General features: G+C 57.0%; 19 protein-coding genes. 8 read left to right on the forward strand and 11 right to left on the reverse strand.

What is annotated here, in order from left to right; genetic code table 11:
* Window positions 1-135: 135 nt before the first annotated feature.
* Complete coding sequence (locus tag ISN74_RS18665) at window positions 136-594, forward strand: hypothetical protein (protein WP_229678850.1); 459 nt, start codon at window positions 136-138, stop codon at window positions 592-594.
* A 9-nt stretch (window positions 595-603) separates the two neighbouring features.
* Here the strand turns inward: ISN74_RS18665 and ISN74_RS18670 are convergent, their stop codons facing one another.
* The 3 genes from ISN74_RS18670 to ISN74_RS18680 all read right to left on the reverse strand — a co-directional run bounded on the left by ISN74_RS18670 (window position 604) and on the right by ISN74_RS18680 (window position 3,270).
* On the reverse strand, window positions 604-2,259 hold the full coding sequence (locus tag ISN74_RS18670; protein WP_188795273.1) for an MASE1 domain-containing protein: 1,656 nt from the start codon (window positions 2,257-2,259) through the stop codon (window positions 604-606).
* Between the two features lie 323 nt (window positions 2,260-2,582).
* Window positions 2,583-2,915 (reverse strand): multidrug/spermidine efflux SMR transporter subunit MdtI, encoded by a 333-nt coding sequence (gene mdtI, locus ISN74_RS18675; protein ID WP_188795275.1) that lies wholly within the window; start codon window positions 2,913-2,915, stop codon window positions 2,583-2,585.
* Window positions 2,905-3,270 carry an SMR family transporter gene (locus ISN74_RS18680; RefSeq protein WP_188795276.1) on the reverse strand — a complete coding sequence of 122 codons (366 nt, stop codon included), beginning with the start codon at window positions 3,268-3,270 and terminating at the stop codon, window positions 2,905-2,907. Before ISN74_RS18680 ends, mdtI begins: the two co-directional genes overlap by 11 nt.
* Before the next feature lie 324 nt (window positions 3,271-3,594).
* Here ISN74_RS18680 and ISN74_RS18685 point away from each other — a divergent pair, with 324 nt between their 5' ends.
* The 5 genes from ISN74_RS18685 (at window position 3,595) to ISN74_RS18705 (ending at window position 6,173) form a co-directional block, all read left to right on the forward strand.
* Window positions 3,595-3,969: a CHAP domain-containing protein gene (locus ISN74_RS18685; RefSeq protein WP_188795278.1), complete on the forward strand. Its 375-nt coding sequence runs from the start codon at window positions 3,595-3,597 to the stop codon at window positions 3,967-3,969.
* 8 nt (window positions 3,970-3,977) lie between these two features.
* The gene (locus tag ISN74_RS18690; RefSeq protein ID WP_188795280.1) at window positions 3,978-4,451 is read left to right on the forward strand and encodes a DUF3828 domain-containing protein; all 474 of its coding nucleotides are present in this window, start codon (window positions 3,978-3,980) and stop codon (window positions 4,449-4,451) included.
* Window positions 4,452-4,542: 91 nt separating this feature from the next.
* Entirely contained in the window at window positions 4,543-4,737 is a 195-nt protein-coding gene (locus ISN74_RS18695) for a hypothetical protein (RefSeq protein WP_188795282.1), read from the forward strand.
* A 406-nt stretch (window positions 4,738-5,143) separates the two neighbouring features.
* Window positions 5,144-5,626: an Hcp family type VI secretion system effector gene (locus tag ISN74_RS18700; protein ID WP_188795284.1), complete on the forward strand. Its 483-nt coding sequence runs from the start codon at window positions 5,144-5,146 to the stop codon at window positions 5,624-5,626.
* 19 nt (window positions 5,627-5,645) lie between these two features.
* Entirely contained in the window at window positions 5,646-6,173 is a 528-nt protein-coding gene (locus ISN74_RS18705; protein WP_188795286.1) for a DUF2778 domain-containing protein, read from the forward strand.
* Between the two features lie 411 nt (window positions 6,174-6,584).
* Here ISN74_RS18705 and ISN74_RS18710 read toward each other — a convergent pair whose 3' ends face one another.
* Window positions 6,585-7,421: a helix-turn-helix transcriptional regulator gene (locus tag ISN74_RS18710; protein WP_188795288.1), complete on the reverse strand. Its 837-nt coding sequence runs from the start codon at window positions 7,419-7,421 to the stop codon at window positions 6,585-6,587.
* A 119-nt stretch (window positions 7,422-7,540) separates the two neighbouring features.
* Between ISN74_RS18710 and ISN74_RS18715 the strand changes: the two genes are divergently transcribed.
* A complete protein-coding gene (locus ISN74_RS18715; protein ID WP_188795290.1) occupies window positions 7,541-8,428 on the forward strand; it encodes an SDR family oxidoreductase in 888 nt (295 codons plus the stop codon).
* A 382-nt stretch (window positions 8,429-8,810) separates the two neighbouring features.
* A complete protein-coding gene (locus tag ISN74_RS18720) occupies window positions 8,811-9,119 on the forward strand; it encodes a hypothetical protein (protein WP_188795292.1) in 309 nt (102 codons plus the stop codon).
* Window positions 9,120-9,199: 80 nt separating this feature from the next.
* Here ISN74_RS18720 and ISN74_RS18725 read toward each other — a convergent pair whose 3' ends face one another.
* From ISN74_RS18725 to flgG, 7 genes are all read right to left on the reverse strand, one after another.
* On the reverse strand, window positions 9,200-9,922 hold the full coding sequence (locus ISN74_RS18725) for a class I SAM-dependent methyltransferase (RefSeq protein ID WP_203546651.1): 723 nt from the start codon (window positions 9,920-9,922) through the stop codon (window positions 9,200-9,202).
* 32 nt (window positions 9,923-9,954) lie between these two features.
* Window positions 9,955-11,199, reverse strand: a complete 1,245-nt coding sequence (flgL, locus tag ISN74_RS18730) for a flagellar hook-associated protein FlgL (RefSeq protein ID WP_229678852.1) — start codon at window positions 11,197-11,199, stop codon at window positions 9,955-9,957.
* Between the two features lie 2 nt (window positions 11,200-11,201).
* Window positions 11,202-13,091, reverse strand: coding sequence for a flagellar hook-associated protein FlgK (gene flgK, locus ISN74_RS18735; RefSeq protein WP_188795294.1), 1,890 nt, complete (start codon window positions 13,089-13,091; stop codon window positions 11,202-11,204).
* A 51-nt stretch (window positions 13,092-13,142) separates the two neighbouring features.
* Window positions 13,143-14,096 (reverse strand): flagellar assembly peptidoglycan hydrolase FlgJ, encoded by a 954-nt coding sequence (gene flgJ / locus ISN74_RS18740; RefSeq protein ID WP_188795296.1) that lies wholly within the window; start codon window positions 14,094-14,096, stop codon window positions 13,143-13,145.
* Between the two features lies 1 nt (window position 14,097).
* Entirely contained in the window at window positions 14,098-15,234 is a 1,137-nt protein-coding gene (locus ISN74_RS18745; protein ID WP_188795298.1) for a flagellar basal body P-ring protein FlgI, read from the reverse strand.
* A gap of 79 nt (window positions 15,235-15,313) precedes the next feature.
* Window positions 15,314-16,012 (reverse strand): flagellar basal body L-ring protein FlgH, encoded by a 699-nt coding sequence (flgH, locus tag ISN74_RS18750; RefSeq protein WP_188795299.1) that lies wholly within the window; start codon window positions 16,010-16,012, stop codon window positions 15,314-15,316.
* Between the two features lie 11 nt (window positions 16,013-16,023).
* The gene (gene flgG / locus ISN74_RS18755) at window positions 16,024-16,809 is read right to left on the reverse strand and encodes a flagellar basal-body rod protein FlgG (RefSeq protein ID WP_188795301.1); all 786 of its coding nucleotides are present in this window, start codon (window positions 16,807-16,809) and stop codon (window positions 16,024-16,026) included.
* Window positions 16,810-16,900: the final 91 nt, after the last annotated feature.

Below are 16,900 nucleotides of genomic sequence, written 5' to 3' on the forward strand. Positions count from 1 at the left end.
GAAACGTGAAAACGGGCCGCTGCTATCGGCACGCTGAACATCTGCGCGCCTGCGAAAAAAGCCGCTCTTTTACGCACATCTCCCCTGTTACATTTCTCCTTCCGGTAGGCCACTACCATTTCTAGGGGAAACCCCATGCGTACGAAAGCACAACTCATCCACAAAACCGCATTGGCCGGCCTGATTGCCCTCTGCGTAGCCTCCACCGGCTATGCCCAGACCGCTACGCCTGCCACCGGCCTGGGACAAGCCTGGCCAAACGCCGCCGACCTCAGCAGCAGCCCGAACTGGCACGTCTACGTGTTCGTCCTCAACGGTGTGAAGTACGTCCAGGTCAATGATTTGAATGGCACCGTACACGCAGCGGTGGGCGTGGCCAATGGCTCGACGTCGGTGCTTCCGGTGGGTGTCGACTCGCAGAACGTGACGACCTCAGCGACTTCGTCGTCCAGTTCAGCGACACAGACGATCTATAACGATGGCACCACGACAGTGACTGCGACGCCGCAAAGCAACGGAACCACGCAATTCAACGCAGTCAGCGCGCAAATGCAAGCCTGTCCGGATCTGTGCAGCGGCGGTGGCGGTGCGTAATTATTGAAGCTACTTAACCCATAGGCGCAGGGGAGCGGGGGCGGTCGCCGGCCTCTGCGCCTCTTGCGGCACATCGTGCAACAAAGCAGTGAGCTGTAGCTTACCTTTGGGCGTACGCATGTGGAGCACACCATCGAAGATGCTCACGTGGTCGCGCATCTCCGGCAATTCCAGCGCGCTTGCACCCAGCTTTGTCGCAAGGCGCTGTCGTTCGTCCGAGAAATACACAGCATTGGCAACACCCGTATCATCAAGCACGCCTTCCACGCGAAACACGACCCAGCGCTTGCCATGGGTTTCACCGCCACGAAGTACCAACCTGACCCTGTTGCAGGCTAGGCGCGATGTAACGTACACAATGGCTTCGCACACCACCCGATAGGTCGCGGTGAGCACGGATGGCTCCAAGCGCGTAAAACCGCGCCCGGTTATTTCGCAGCGATAGGCAACGCCAGCCTCATCAAGCGCGCGCGCCACCGTGTCATTAAGCGCCGCTGGCAATCCGCGCTCGCGCCACGCCACCGGATGCATGCTTTCCGCAAGCTGATAAACCTGTGTTTGCGCCGCCATCACCTGTTTGTAGAACGCATGACTTTCAATATTCGGCACAATGCGGCGCATCTGCTCAAGCAGACGACTATTGGTCACATGGAGCGTACCTGCCAGATACTCCAGCGCTTGCGATGTCTGCCGCATGCGCTGTTCACCGACCTGCATCGTTTGCCTTGCAAAACGCTGCACATTCAGCGCGCTCTGCCGCTCTTTTTCCTCTTGCATCAGCTGAGCACTGATTCGGGCGCCCAACACAAACAAGCTGGTGACGCCAATGACCAAAAAAGCCATCGTCGCATAGGATTTGGGATCAAGGCTGTCCTCTAGGGGAATCGGCAGGCAGATACACGTGATCGCAATAGTTCCGCTTACCGCTGCCGCACGCCAACCATGCCTAAGCGTTAGCCATGCCATGGGAATGAACATGGTGAGCGAGGCGATCTCGTCGAGCGGCTCCTTTACGACATGCTTCAACCACGCAAGGATAAGAATGGAAGGAATCAACAAAGCGACCGTATCGAGGAATAACCTGCTCGACACTATCTGCCGCACTTGTTCTTTAAAATGTCCCGTACGATAGTCAAGCTTCGCCATTACCGCCCATGGCACTACGGTTAATATGGCCAAATAGGGTCCAAGCAGGAAGCAGATCGACGCGATGGGAACGCTACTGACGGACCGAGCATGAGTCGGAATGGCTACAGCGTATGCAGTCGTGCTGTATATCATCCCCCCAACGGAACACAGCAAGACACAAACAAGCAATGCCTTGATATCCACGAAATGTTTGGCCGGGAAAGGCGGCATTCTCTCCCTGCACCACCACACGATAGGCATGATTGGAAGTAAAGGTGGGATGGATTTAACAATCACCCACGTCCGGCCTAGAGAATCCAAGCACGGGTAAACCTCGTAAAAATTTGGCACAGCTTCGCCGATAAGCAATGCCGGCCAAAAGCGATAAGGCAGCAGCAGCAAGCAAGCGAGGCGCACGCCAGCATGAATCGGCCAATGCGATGTCGAGAGCGGGTGAATAGCGACATATAGCAACGCATATCCGACAGCAACGCCGATCTGCGCTAGCCATTCGCTTTTCCACGATACCTTTGCCATGCTCGCGCCCCTTATCGAACAGCTTGTGTGTGCCCGCCGCGTGGTTACCAAATGAGCCTTGTTATGCGATGGATTATGGAACAATTCCGGGTGTGAATTCGGCGTGAGTCGGACCGCTTCGTCCGATCCCCGTCGTGGTGCCACGATCCTAAGCGCATCAATGATTTAGCCGCGTCAAATTGTACTCAAGGCGCCGTCAAGATTCATGGCAAATCGTGAAGTGTGTTGTATTTGTGAAAAGGCGCCATCCGGCCTGGCCATCTATCCGCCCTTGCCCGCCCATCCGACGATGAAGAAGTCGTAAGGAAGTACGACATTCCGCCTCAACTGAACTTCAACAGCACCACGCCGGCCATGATCAGGAACAGCCCCAGCCAGCCCGTCGGCCGCAGGCGTTCGCCGAACAAGGTGATGCCGAAGATAGCCGTGGCGATCAACCCCACGCCACCCCAAATGCCGTAAGCCACCGAAAGCTGAATGCCCTTGATCGCGTAGCTCAACGCCGTAAACGCAGCCAGCGCGCACAGGATGGCGGTGACGGCGGGCAGCTTCCGCCTAAAGCCTTCGGAACATTTCATCAGCACGTTGGCGGCGATTTCCAGCGCGATAGCGATGGCCAGATACAGCAAATGGATAGGCGCGAAGTCAGGCAGCATGACTGCCTCCCGCGCCCTTGGCATGCGGCTTTTCCTCGGTGCCGTGTTCCAACAACACAATGCCGGCGATGATCACGGTGATCGCCACGATTTTCAGCACGCCTAGCGTTTCCGCAAACAGCCATGCGCTGCATAGCGTGATGAGCACCAACCCGAGGCTTTCCCACGCGCCGTAGGCCACGGCCAATGGAATGCGTGCTATCGCCAAGGCCAGCGTGGTGTAGGAAAGCACCAGCATCACATACATCACGCCCAGTCCCAGCAGATGGGCGTTGTGGCTGTGGCCGTATTTCATGGCCAGCGTGCCGATGACTTCCGTGATGATGGCGCATGCCATGTACAGCCAGTGACGCATGGACGGGCTCCTTCTGACCGATCCTGCTTTGACGGCGTTTGGGTACTAAATGCCAACGAGCTACTTACCAAAAACCAAAGCCACTAAGCACCGACGCCAGGTTCGTCGCGTCTTGGTGCAATCCAGCACAGGAATGCCCGCCTGACCAGTAGGCATCCATGGGCGGCTCTTCATCCTTCATCTGAGTCAGGACTCGCACCTTGTAAGCCTGCTCTTACGAGTGTCCTGCCTTATACGGCGACTGTCAGGCCCGATTATTCTGACAGTATTCGCCCGCGTGATTGAAATAGGCTCGAAAATCCGCCTGGATCAAGAGCGAAAGCAATGCCTTATGACAAAGTCGGCGCAGCCAATTACGCAGATAGCCATGCTGAAACCGGCAGCAGAAGGCGGTGTGCTGCCTATGCGCGTAGGGCTATTGAGTGGGGAGGCATTCAACTTAGTACTACGGGAAGCGCGAAGGACTATGGTCCAAGCCTCTTAGCGGCTGGATTTTATGAAGTAAACACCAGCGCATTTCAAAAAGGGGATGTCGCCGTAATTCAGCCCGTCGCTGGTCATGATGACGGACACATGGCTATTTTCGATGGGACACAATGGGTGTCCGACTTTAAGCAGAAAATCGGTCCCGAAGGTTTCTATCCTGGTCCGGAATACAGAAGTGCACGCCCGGCGTACAAGATTTATCGTCACGATTGAGGGATCGTATGTTAAAGAAACTATCTTCGATAGGCCTGGTGCTGTTGCTGATTTGCACGTTGCACCCGTCGGCTGCAGCAGCTCAGGATTACGCCACACCCGAAGCTGATGTGAAGGCGTTTTATCCGTGGTATATCAAACAGGTAGACCAGCTTAAAGATGTATTGTTCGACGATCACATTTACATCTACGTCGAGAAAACAACTGTCGATGCATTACGCGACGATGCTAAGCACGACAAGTTGCCAGGTGATTCGGACTATTTCATGAAGGTGCAAGATGTTGATCCGCCGGATTGGAATAGTCACACGGTGATCCGCCCAGCCGTAATGCTTGACGATGTGGCTGTGATCCTCGCCACCTTCGGCATCGCTGGAACCAAATCGAATTTGGTCATCTTCCTGCGAAAGCACGGCGATACATGGAAGATCATGAAGGTCGAAGACACACAAGATCATTTCTGGCCACCTTCTCGAAAGTGACCGGCCACCGTCCCCGATAGACTCGATTTTTGGCTGCTGTGATCGGGCTGGTAACCCTGTGCAGCGAACTTGACGTCGGTACGCAGCGGCTTTGGCCCTGCTGCGCAAGCGTTTGGATTTTTGCAAGTCGAAAGGCACGCCGGAGGAATATCGCACTGCGTCGTTGGACAGCAATGCGCATTACGGCAACATCAACGGCAACCAGTTCACGTACACGGTTGCCAAGCCCTGTAGCGATGCTGCCGAAAGGGCGCACGGTGAAGTGATCTGGCAGAAGCTGGATTGATGACGACGATTTTCTCCCTTTAATCCCAGGAGACGGCGCTGAGTGGCCAACTTCGCTTTAAGCATAACTGTGGAACGACTATCCAAACAGAAGTGCACAACACAAGCGGCGCATCTTGTTTATGGAATACCCGCCGCGCAAGGACTGCACAGCGCGGGATGTTTACGATTACACGCCACTGACAGATGATGGGTTACCTCGCCCTGCATTGCAGTAACGAAGTTCCGCTTTTTGATGGGTGCAACTGGTAAGCCATGTGTAAGTCGCGCCACTGGCACAAGACAAAAGTGGAGGCACGGGGCGGCCTTCGCCTAGATCACGACCGGATATACCTGATACTCATCAGACGGGATAACCGTCATCTTTGCCGTACCCGAAAGAATGCACCTCACGGGAGAGAAAAATAATGGCAATTCCTGCATACCTTTGGCTGAAAGATGATGGCGGCGCAGACATCAAGGGATCTTCGACGGTCGTGGGGCGGGTGGGCAGCATTGAGGTGATTGGCTTTAGCCACGGGTTGAATCTTCCCGTGAATGGTAGTGACGGGAAAATTACCGGTACGCGCTTGCACTCACCAATGAACCTAGAGAAAGAATTTGATGCGTCCTCGCCCTACCTTTACAGGGCAGTGGCGAAAGGTCAGACGCTAAAATCGGCGGAACTGCGGTGGTACAGAATTAACAATGCGGGTAGGGAAGAAGTGTATTTCACGATGCTTCTCGAAAACATAAAAGTCACCGGCATCAACCCCGGCATGCCCAATATCAAAATCGCCGGGATGGCCGAAACCAACCATGTTGAATCGATTTCGCTGATGTACGAGCGCATCACGTGGCATTACGCAGATGGGAACATCAAGTTCACCGACGCATGGAACGAACGGTAATTAAAGGGAAAGATATCCAGTGGCATTGCAGGGAAAATTTATTGTCGACAACAAGCCTCTCGCGATGTTATCTATGTTTGGAATCGGATCTTTTCCCGCTTTCTCAGGAGATGGCATTTATCGTAATCGGGGCGGATGTACAGCCGTTCCAGATAATGGACCAATCCCTGCAGGCCGGTACTGGATCGTGGATCGCCCTGCTGGCGGCGCCAAGTCCAAAGCACTAGCTTGGGCTAAAGATACTTGGAACAGCGCTAGAGGAGTCCCATCCCACCACTCGGAATGGTTTGCCTTATATCGAGACGATGGCATGATTGACGACTATACGTGGGTAAATGGTGTTAGGCGCGGCAATTTTCGGCTCCATCCAATTGGCGGCGGCGGACATTCGCTGGGATGCATTACGCTATCAAGCTATTCTGATTTTCAGACTGTTCGCAGAGCGCTACTGCACACCAATGTCATTTATGCCGGCAATTCTGGATTGAAAGCATACGGCTGGATTGAGGTAATTACATATGGCACCTCTTGTCCGCAGCCTCTCTAAGGCGCTTCTTTTCTTTTGCCTATTTTTGTTGTCTACAAGATACATCTGCACACCTCTACTCTTTATACAATCATGGAATCAACATTACTCACTCATCGTTTCCCATGCCCTAGGATTTCATGATATTGATCTTTTTGACATGGTGGTTGGCGTGACCATAAGCTTAATTTCTACTATTATAATTTATATATTATTGTTTAGATTATTCCGTTACTGTCAAAAAAAAATGCACGGTGACTTCAAATGATGGACCAATCCCGACATGCACCGAGGATCATCCTGCCGACGAGGTTACCAGCATTACTCGCTCGATCGAGCGTGATCACATACGGCAACATTTACTGAAGAACTTCTGATTTATTCTCCGCCTCTGGCGTGTAAAGCGTATCGACGTACTTGCAATATTACCACTTAACGCTGTGCCGCTTGCGATTGGATCAGCGTGGCTATACGTTCCGCATCATCCGGCGTGGCGGGGTTGTAGACCACCATGCCGAGGTCGGGCCGGCGATCAACGGCAAAGGCCGAAAACTCCAACGCTATGCGACCGAGTGTTTTGTGATGCAGGAATTTTTTGCCTTCGCCATAGGCGCGCACATCGTTGTCGCGCCACATGGCTTCGAATTCCCGGCTGGTCTGGCAAAGCTCTTCCACCAGCGACTTGACGCGTTCGGTAACCCCCAGACGCGCCGTGTCTGCGCGGAATACCGCTACGACAAATCGGGCGACACCTTCCCAATCGGCCTGCGCTGCGCGAAGGGAACGACGCTGGAACATGAGGCGAAGCACATTGCGTTGCTCAGGTGGGATTGCGGCATAGTCAGTCAGCACGGCTGTCGCTGCGCGATTCCACGCAACAATGTCCCACGTCGCATTTTTCACGATGGCCGGACTGAATGTCAGGGCGTCCAGCACGCGTTGAAGCTGCGGCGTTACGGTTTCCGTCACCTCGTAACGCAGCTGCGGCGGACGATGTTGCGCCAGCACGAAGAGATGTTCACGCTCTACCGACGTAAGCGCCAACGCGCGCGCGAGGCGTTCCAGCACTTCGCTGGATGGCGAACCACCACGCCCTTGTTCCAGCCACGTGTACCAAGTGGCGCTGACATTGGCGCGCTGCGCCACTTCTTCACGGCGCAAACCGGGTGTGCGCCGGCGCGTGGCGGTAAAGCCGAAAGTGGTGGGATTGAGCTTGGCGCGGCGATCCTTCAGGAACGCACCAAGGAGGTTTTCTTCTGTGGTGGACATGGTCAGCCTGTTACTTTCAGCCTGTTAGTCGCGATACCGGTATAACGTTTCGGCTTTTTGACGTGCATGCCTCAATCGATCATCCGTACTGGTCTATGGATCCACTGAGGAACTCTAACATGCGTGTCTTTGTTACCGGCGCCACTGGTTTCGTTGGCTCCGCCGTTGTTAATGAATTGATAGCGGCTGGGCATAAGGTGCTTGGTCTTGCCCGTTCGGACGCCAATGCTGCATCGCTTGCCGCGGCTGGCGCCGAAGTACATCGCGGTTCGCTGGAAGATCCTGAGAGTTTACGCCGTGGCGCCGCGGCGGCGGACGGCGTGATCCACACGGCCTTCATCCACGACTTCACCCAGTTCGCCGCCAATTGTGAAATTGATCGCCAAGCGATCGCCACGCTCGGCTCCGCACTCGCCGGCTCCGAGCGTCCATTGATCGTCACCTCTGGCACGGGGCTGGTCGCTGCACCTCGTCTTGCCGAAGAACACATGGCTGCATCCAGCCCGATTCCTCGCGTCGCCTCGGAAGAAGAGGCAAAGGTGCAGGCCGAGCGCGGCATCCACGTATCCGTCGTGCGCCTTCCGCCATCGGTGCACGGCGCGGGTGATCACGCCTTTGTGCCCCGTCTTATCGATTTCGCACGTGAAAAAGCCGTTTCCGCCTATGTGGGAGATGGGCTCAATCGCTGGCCTGCCGTACACCGCCTCGATGCCGCACATCTTTTCCGGCTTGCGTTGGAAAAAGGAAAGGCCGGAGCGAGCTATCATGCTGTTGCCGATTCGGGTGTGCCGTTCCGGGATATCGCCGCACTGATCGGCCGTTACCTGAACACTCCTGTTGTCAGCAAAACGCCCGATGAAGCAGCCGAACACTTCGGCTGGTTCGCCCATTTCGCCGCACTCGACAACCCCGCATCGAGTCAGTGGACGCGGGATCAGCTTGGTTGGGACCCGAAGCAGCCCGGTCTGATTCACGACCTCGACCAGCCGCATTACTTCAATCACTGAGAACGGTTGCATCCAAACCGTCATGGCATCCATGGCCGGCATCCGCATCTGCGCGATGCCGGCCAGGTCACCAAGTGCACAAGGTTGACCTAAAAAGGCCTGTTTTTCCTCCTACGGCTCATTGGCCTGATTCAGAAAGGCCTCGAACGCCTCATCTGTCGCAGCCATCCCTTAAGTAGACATTCTTTCGCGATCGCGCCTACGGGCCGCCAAGCATTTTCCAGCATAAATCCCTGGACGATAGCGGCGGCCGGTTTTCCATTTGCATCGTGACAATCGGCAAAATGTCACCAAGTGGCTGATTCGAAGGGCCTTCTGGCACGGCTTATGTATGGGAGTAGATGCGGCACACTGATTGAGCCGTGAAAATCAGGGGGATGTCATGGGCAAGAGAGCCACTTCACACGCATGCCTGCGTCAGGGCTTCAAGGGGCGTGAAATCGAGGACAAACACGGAGACGTGCCGATCCGGATTTTTCGGATCATCTACGGTCAGGGCTTTGCGCCCGCTCTGTGCGCTTCGCACGGCCTGCGCCACACGCTGGCCATGCTGGACCGGTTATCCCTCGACAAGTTATTGGCCGATGAAAAAGCGGGTGTCCTGGACGCCAAGATCGCTGCGACCTTGGCACGGGAGGTGGCAGTCGAGATTGGATCGACCAGCGGATTGATCCTGGGTAACTCCATGTAAGGCAGTACGTGAAAAGGTAAGCAGGGGCCAAAAGAGAAGTACACAGCTGGCCTCAATCGCTTTTCACGCACAGCTTGGCGCTATGAGAGCTTGAAGAACTTCCCCGGCACGCACTGAAAATTGATGGCGTTGGCGACGTACATGCCCTTCTCGTAGGAGAAGGTTTTGTCTGTCGTCGGATGGAAGAATTCAATGAAATCGAGACTGCGCTTGCCAAGCACAAAACCACCGATCAGCGGATGATTCATGGCATACATCAGGGGTAGCAACGCCATCATCGAACTGGCTGGCACGCCAATCAGATGCTCTTCCAAGTCACCACTCTGCTGGCTGTGCTGCGGATAGAACCACAGCGGCGTGCTGACGAACAGCAGCGAGTTTTCGCCCATGCTCGAGAGCAAGGTGCGCAGCAACCACTTGGCTGTCTCCGCCGTCATGTGCTCGATCACATCCAGCAGGCAGATGATGTCGTACTTGGCGAAGCGGTCCGAAGGCACCGACTGCGCCAAGCCATGCCATATATGGCGATAGACCTTCCGCTGGAACAGGGCCGGATGATTGCAACTTCCCTCGAAGCCATCCACACCATCCACCGACCAATGAGCAGTTTGCGGACTGCCTTTGATCATTTCGCCCAGATGGCCTTTGCCGAAGCCGATATCGAGTACTTCGATCGGCGCCGCATTGTCTTTCATGATGTGGAAGATCAGCTCCTTGGGCGAAGCCGATTCGCCGCCGGGCTGCAGGGTTGAGTTGATGATGGGATCGATCAGCTCATAGTCTTTGACGATTTGACGCAACATAGCTTTCTCTCGCAAATGTATGAACGGACCGATCAGCCTTGCAGATAATCGAACAGGCTTGTGCCCTGGATCTTGGCGAATACTTGCTGCGAAGCCTGCAGGGCTGTCGATTGCAAGGACAGATTGCTGATGGCTGTCGCCATGTCCACGTTTTGCACGTCCGACAACGCACTCTGGTACGTCACGCTGAGATCCGAGTAGTTGCTTTGCTGCTGTTGCAGAGTCGATATACGGCTGCCAACAGCCACCTCCGTGTTGGAGACGCTGCTCATCGCCTGGTTCAGGGATTGCAGCTGACCATTGAGCGTATTGTTGAGCGCCGTGCTGCTCTCACCACTCTGCAACGCGGTGATCATGTTATTGATCGTCGTGAAAACGCTCTGCGTGTTCGACGCCGTATCGGATTGGACGTTGACCGTATCGCCTGAAGCCGGCGTGCCGCTCATGGTGATGGACATGCCATCGAAGCTGATGGCGCCGCCCGCGGTGTAAGTGCCGGTGATCGGATTGCCACTGCTGTCATCGACCGGATTACCCGCGGCATCGGTGACCGCGTAGGTGCCATTCGCGCCAAAGGTAATCGTGTCGTTGATCGGCCCCGACGCCGTGGCAGCTTGGAATGCACTGGTGTCGGTCACACTGGTGGCGCCTACTACCAGAGTGCCCGTGTTGCTGGCGCCGGCAGCGGTCACAAAGGAACCGTTACCGGCCGGAATGTTCATGAAGACCGAGCTGCCGGGATCGCCATTGGCAATCTGCAAACCCGTACCGATCGACGAGTACGACTGCTGATCGTTACCGGTGTAAGTGATCGCGCCAGTGGTGCTGTTCGTGACGAACGGCGTGGTCGTGGTGCTGGTGCCGGAGAACAAGGCTTGCCCATTGGCGTCGGTGGTGTTGGCAAGCTGTACCAGCTGATCGCGGTATTGCTCGAGCTCGGTGGCCATGTTGTTCAGATCGCTGCTGGACATGGCGCCATTCATGGCGCTCAGCCCAACGTCGTTGATGCTGTTGAGCAGATTGCTGACCGAACTGAGCGTGCTCGATTCCGTGGACAGCCGCGTATTGGCGGCGGTCATATTGCTGGCGTATTGCGTGTTTTGGGCCAGGATGTGATTGAGCCCGACGATTTGCGCAGCACCCGTCGGATTGTCCGACGCCACGTTGATGGCGTTGCCCGTACTGACCTGGTTTTCGCTCTCGTCCAACGCATCCTGCTGATTGAGCATGGTGTTGACCGATTGCTGATACATCCAGGCGGTAGAAATGCGCAACATAATTAGCCTTCCTCAATCGCGGTGATCAGGCTGCTGAACAATTGCTGGGCGGTCGAAATCACTTGCGCCGACGCCTGATAAGCCTGTTGGTACTGCACCAGACTTGCCGCTTCCTGGTTGAGATTCACGCCTGCGAGGCTCTGCTGGTTGCTTTCCGCTTCGCTATACAGACTGGTTTGCGTCGTCAGGTTGGAGCTGGCCTGGCTGCCCGCGTCGCCGATTTGCGTCGTGAGATTGGCGTAACTGTTCACCACGGAAGTCTGGCCGCCATTCAACACGCCGACATTGGCCAATCCAGCCAGCGCCAGGGCATTGGTGTCGTCGTCCAAGCCGTTGGTGTTGGCGGCTACCGTGAAACTGTCGCCACTCGCCGGCGTGCCGCTGAGGCTGAGACTCCAGCCATCGGCCGTGATTGGCTGGCCAGCGGTGTACGTACCGGTGGTGGTGTTACCAGCGCCATCGGTAATCGTGTAACTGCTTCCGGCGCCAAACGTGATGGTCGCGCCGGACAGCAAGTTCGCATTGCTCGAGTTGGCGACGCTTACAGAACCTACCGTCGCCGTACCCGTATTGGAGGTGGACGCCGTGGCAGTCAACGCCGCCGCCGCGGCAATACCACTGGGATCAGTCATGCTCACCGACAGCGACGTGGCCGCATTGCGCGTAGGTTCGATCTCGTAACTGTCACCGGTCTGCGCGGTGCCCGATACGCTGAAGGTCAAGCCATCCGCCGACAAAGTGCCGTTGGAATTCGCCGTGAGCGCTACGCTTTGTCCGCCAGTGGTGCTCAGGCTCCAGCCGTTGGTCCCCGTGCCGGCACCTGTATACGAAAGAATGTAATCGGACGTCGTGAGCTGCGAAACATCGCTGATCGAGGCGCTGACGCTCGCACTGCCCGCATTCTTGCTGGAGGGCAGCACGGTCGGCGAGCCGACACTGAAGATCGCCTGGCCTTGCTGGCCATTGAGATTCAGGCCATCGGCCTGCTGTCCATTCACGCTGGAAGCCAGCGCGATCGCCGACTGGCCCAAGGCGTTCTGCGCGGGCTCCAGTACGGTGTTGCGATAATTGATCAAGGCACCCAGGGTGCCTCCGCTCAGCTGCGATGTGATGTCATTGCCTGCGCTGTCGAGGACGTCGGTGCTGCTTGGATCGTATTGGTTGGCACCCGAGGACAGGGCATACGATGAGGTGCCGCTGACCAGGGTATCGCCCGAAGAGGTGTAGATGCTGACCGAGCCGTTGTTGGTCGATGTCGAAATGCCGGTGTATCCCGCCAATTCCTGCACCAACTGGTCGCGCTGGTCGAGCAGGCTGTTGGGATTCCCATTCGCGCCGGCCCCCATGATCTGCTGATTGAGCGCAGCGATCTGCGTGGTCAGGTTGTTGATGCTGGTGACCGAATCGCCAATCTGCTCGTTGACCTCGGTGGATTGCTGGCTGAGCTGTTGCCCGAGCGTGTTGTAGACGCTGGTCACCGAGGAAGCGTCACCCAGCGTTGCCTGTCGCACCGACGAGGAGGACGGCGAATTGGCGACGTTGCTGAAACCGCTGTAGAGATTGTCCAGTGCGGTCTGCAGATTGCCGCTGCCACTCAACAGACTGTTGAGTGTGCTGGTCAGATTGCTCGAGGTGGTCGCGCCCTGCAAGCTGGTGTTGCTGCTCCACAATGCGCTGGTCAGGTACTGGCTGTAAGCGCGCTGCACGGCAACCACATCGACACCGCCGCCCAGCGTGTACTGACTATTGCTTTGCCCGAGGGTTTCGACCTGTTGGACGCTTTCCTCGCTGTAACCGCTGGTACTGGCATTGGCGATGTTGTTGCTGACCGTGCTCAGCGCGACCTGGGCCGCAGTGAGCCCGGATATGCCGATGTTGAGCATACTGGACATGGAGCAATCCTTAATGGCGAGGCCGGGTGCACGCGATCGTCATGGGTACGCTCACGGTGTCGGCAGGGAGGTGGTTTTCTTAAGCGCATCCAGCGCGTCGCGCATCATGGCGCTGTTGGCAATCGCCGCCACTTTGCCCGCGTACTCCGGGTCAGTGGCGTAACCACCCTCGATCAATGCCCGGGCATAGCCGAGCACGTCGTCGCCGCGGCCACGGGCCTCGGCGTAACGGGGATCCTTGCCGATCAGGTCGGCATAGTCCGCCAGCGAGTCGGCGGTGGATCGGTAGGCTCGAAACTGTGCCTGCTTGCGCACGGCAATGCCGTCTTCGTATTCCACCGTGGGCACGGTCACACGCGGCCCACCCCAACTTGAGCCGGCCTTGATGCCAAACAAGTTGAAGCTGCTGCTGCCGTTCGTTTGCGTGGGCATGTGTTTGCCCCACTGTGTTTCCAATGCAGCTTGCGCCAGCACGGTACGCAGCGACAAACCCAGCTCCTTGGCCACGATGCTGGCTTGCGGCGCCAACTCACGCACGAAGGCTTCGGCATCAGCCGGCAGCCAGGACATCGCCGCGCGCCCTGCCGAGCGTGTTGCGTCCTCGACTTCATAGAGGCGCTGTTTCCACGTATCGACGAGTCCGGCGCCATTGACGGCACCGGCTTGCTTGTCACCATGCTCGCCGCTGTTATGTCCGCCGAGCTGACGGACCAGCATGTCGGCGATACCCAGACCTTTACCGTGCTGCGACAGGTTCAACGAGAGCTGCTGGTCGTACATATCCTGCCATTCGTCGGTGGCTTGGCTCTCGAACAAGGGATCGCCGAAGCTGGCGTCACGCATCGACTTCAGTAGCATCTGCGTGAACATCGATTCAAACTGCTTTGCTACCGCCGGCAGCGTGGCGCTCTGATCGGTTTCGGCCTGATGGCGCAAGGCGCTGAACCCGGACAGATCGGTCCAGGTGCTCAGGCTCTGCGCTGCGGCGTTACCGATATCGGCCATGTCAGATCACCACAAGATCGGCATGCAAGGCGCCGGCTTGCTTCAGCGCCTCAAGAATCGAAATCAGATCCGTCGGTGTCGCACCGACCTGATTCACCGCACGCACGATCGAATCCAGGCTTACGCCGGGACCGAACTTGAACATGTGACCGCCCTGCTGATTGATCGAAATCTGGCTGTTCGGCACCACCGTGGTCTGGCCGTTGCTGAAAGGCCCGGGCTGGCTGACCTGCGGTTGTTCGCTGATGGTGACCTGGATCGAACCATGTGCAACGGCCGCGGCGCTCACGCGCACATCCGAACCGATGACCACGGTGCCGGTACGCGAATTGACGATCACGCGCGCTGGCGCATCGCCAGGCTCCACGTCAAGCGACTCGATCGCACCCAGCCAAGCCACTTTCTGACTGGGATCGACCGGGCCGCGTACCGAAACGGAACCGCCGTCGAGTGGGCGTGCTGTGCCCGCACCATAAAGACGATTGATGGCATCGGAAATGCGGCCCGCCGTGACGTAATCGGCCGTGTTCAAGTCCAGCACCAGATCACCCGCGCTACCAAACGAATTGGGCACCACGCGCTCGACCGAAGCGCCATTGGGAATACGTCCGCTGGCGGAGATATTGATCTGCACGCTGGAGCCACTGCGGCCTGACGCGCTGACACCGCCAACGACCACACTACCCTGCGCGACGGCGTAGACATTGCCATCCGCGCCGCGCAGAGGCGTCATCAACAATTCGCCACCGCGAATGCTCTTGGCGTTACCGATCGATGCCACCGTGACGTCGATGGCTTGGCCGGGCTTGGCAAAGGGAGGGAGTTCGGCGGTAATGGTGACGGCGGCCACATCTTTCAGCTGTGGCTGCGTGCCGGTGTTCGTGGGAATCGACACACCGAATTGCTTGAGCATGTTCTCCAGACTTTGTGTGGTGAATGGCGCCTGGGTGGTTTGGTCGCCGGTGCCATCCAGGCCAACGACCAAGCCGTAACCGACAAGTTGGTTGCTGCGCACGCCGGCGACCTGCACCAGGTCGCGGATCTTGTCGGCGTGGGCTGTCTGCACTGGCGTCAACGAGACAATCAGCGCGGCAAGCAGGCACGTTACCGATGATTTCTTCAACCACGCAATGTTCATTGTTGTACCTCAACTTTCAAACCGTCGTTCCGGCCAAAGCCGGAATGACGAGCAAAAGCAAAATGCGTAGCGGCGCGCATTAATAAGGCATCCACTTGGAATTGAAGAACCTCGCCAGCCAGCCCTGCTGGTTGGCACTGTTGAGCACACCGCGGCCGGTGTAGGTGATATGCGCATCGGCCACACGCGTGGAATCGACAGAATTGTCCTGGGCGATATCTTCGGGACGCACGATGCCGGAAAGACGAATCAGCTCCTGACCCTGGTTAATCGTCAGCCACTTCTCGCCGCGTACCAGCATGTTGCCGTTGGAAAGCCGCTGCGCCACGGTCACCGTGAACTCGCCGGTGAGCTGATTGCTCTGCGTGCTGCTGCCCGTGCCGTCGAAGCTATTGGCCGAATTGAGATTCGAATCCGCCGTGTTGCCACCTTTAACGCTGAGCGTATGACCCAGCACTTCCGGCGCATTGAGCGTGTTCTTGTCGGTCTTGCTGGTGGTGGTTTCCGAGGTCTTGCTGGCCTGCATGGCCTCGACCAGGTTGATGGTCAGAATGTCGCCGACACGATGCGCACGTGGATCATTGAATAGCTCCAGGTTCTGCATGTCGTGGTAGATCGAGCCATCGGCAGCCACCGGTGCGGGCTGCGTGACCGGCGCCGTGGCAGCCCATTCGGCATCTTCCTTCTTTTGCCGCTCCTGCATTCCCGCACAGCCCGCCAGCATCGCGACAAGCCATGCAGCAGAAATGAGACGCGCATACAGATGTGAATTCGGCATGACAGTACTACTCAGGTATGTTGGATCACGAACGACAACATGTCGTCCACAGCGCTGATCGACTTGGAGTTCATCTCGTACGTGCGTTGCGCCTGGATCATGTTGACCATCTCTTCCACCACGTTGGTGTTGGAAGATTCCAGCGAGCCTTGGGAGAGCGTGCCCATGCCGTTGACGCCGGGCTGTCCGGTCTGCGCCGTGCCGCTGGATTCGGTTTCCAGATAAAGGTTCTGTCCCATCGACTCCAGGCCGGCGGGATTCACAAAGTTGGCAAGCTGGATCGTACCGATCGTGGTGGGCTTGGTAGATCCGTTGCTGGTAACGCTTACCGTGCCATCGGTGCCGATGGTGACGCTGTTGACGTTGGTCGGCAGGGTAATCGCCGGGGTGACCGGATAGCCATCGGAAGTCACCAACTGACCGGTGGAATCTTCTTGCAGCGAACCGTCGCGCGTGTACGCAATGGTGCCGTCCGGCATGGTGACCTGCAGGAAACCGTTGCCTTGAACGGCTACGTCCAGCGAATTGCCGGTTTGCGTGATGGCACCTTGCGTGAACAGCTTTTCAGTGCCAACCACTTTCACACCGGTGCCCAACAACATGCCGCTGGGTGTCTGGGTTTGCTCCGTGGTCTGACCGCCGGGCTGGCCTTCGTTTTGGTACATCAGATCCTGGAAGTTGGCGCGCGAAGACTTGAAGCCGGTGGTGCTGGCATTGGCAAGATTGTTGGAGATGACATCCATCTCCGTCTGCTGCGCATCCAATCCGGTTTTGGCAATCCAAAGTGAGGAGAACATCGCTTTACTCCGAATAGCTTCTGGTCATTCAGTGATAAATCTTTGCCATGGCGCCGTGCGTTCCTTGCCGTCATTCCCGCGAAAGCGGGAA

This window comes from Dyella caseinilytica, assembly GCF_016865235.1.
Lineage (GTDB): Bacteria > Pseudomonadota > Gammaproteobacteria > Xanthomonadales > Rhodanobacteraceae > Dyella_B > Dyella_B caseinilytica.

Bases quoted from the DNA above. Each gene is read 5' to 3' on its own strand.
- ISN74_RS18745 (WP_188795298.1), bottom strand. From the start codon at position 15,234: ATGAACATTGCGTGGTTGAAGAAATCATCGGTAACGTGCCTGCTTGCC.
- flgJ (WP_188795296.1), bottom strand. From the start codon at position 14,096: ATGGCCGATATCGGTAACGCCGCAGCGCAGAGCCTGAGCACCTGGACC.
- ISN74_RS18670 (WP_188795273.1), bottom strand. From the start codon at position 2,259: ATGGCAAAGGTATCGTGGAAAAGCGAATGGCTAGCGCAGATCGGCGTT.
- ISN74_RS18715 (WP_188795290.1), top strand. From the start codon at position 7,541: ATGCGTGTCTTTGTTACCGGCGCCACTGGTTTCGTTGGCTCCGCCGTT.
- ISN74_RS18720 (WP_188795292.1), top strand. From the start codon at position 8,811: ATGGGCAAGAGAGCCACTTCACACGCATGCCTGCGTCAGGGCTTCAAG.
- flgK (WP_188795294.1), bottom strand. From the start codon at position 13,091: ATGTCCAGTATGCTCAACATCGGCATATCCGGGCTCACTGCGGCCCAG.
- mdtI (WP_188795275.1), bottom strand. From the start codon at position 2,915: ATGCTGCCTGACTTCGCGCCTATCCATTTGCTGTATCTGGCCATCGCT.
- ISN74_RS18680 (WP_188795276.1), bottom strand. From the start codon at position 3,270: ATGCGTCACTGGCTGTACATGGCATGCGCCATCATCACGGAAGTCATC.
- ISN74_RS18665 (WP_229678850.1), top strand. From the start codon at position 136: ATGCGTACGAAAGCACAACTCATCCACAAAACCGCATTGGCCGGCCTG.
- flgG (WP_188795301.1), bottom strand. From the start codon at position 16,809: ATGTTCTCCTCACTTTGGATTGCCAAAACCGGATTGGATGCGCAGCAG.
- flgL (WP_229678852.1), bottom strand. From the start codon at position 11,199: ATGTTGCGCATTTCTACCGCCTGGATGTATCAGCAATCGGTCAACACC.
- ISN74_RS18685 (WP_188795278.1), top strand. From the start codon at position 3,595: ATGCCTTATGACAAAGTCGGCGCAGCCAATTACGCAGATAGCCATGCT.
- ISN74_RS18700 (WP_188795284.1), top strand. From the start codon at position 5,144: ATGGCAATTCCTGCATACCTTTGGCTGAAAGATGATGGCGGCGCAGAC.
- ISN74_RS18690 (WP_188795280.1), top strand. From the start codon at position 3,978: ATGTTAAAGAAACTATCTTCGATAGGCCTGGTGCTGTTGCTGATTTGC.
- flgH (WP_188795299.1), bottom strand. From the start codon at position 16,012: ATGCCGAATTCACATCTGTATGCGCGTCTCATTTCTGCTGCATGGCTT.
- ISN74_RS18725 (WP_203546651.1), bottom strand. From the start codon at position 9,922: ATGTTGCGTCAAATCGTCAAAGACTATGAGCTGATCGATCCCATCATC.
- ISN74_RS18710 (WP_188795288.1), bottom strand. From the start codon at position 7,421: ATGTCCACCACAGAAGAAAACCTCCTTGGTGCGTTCCTGAAGGATCGC.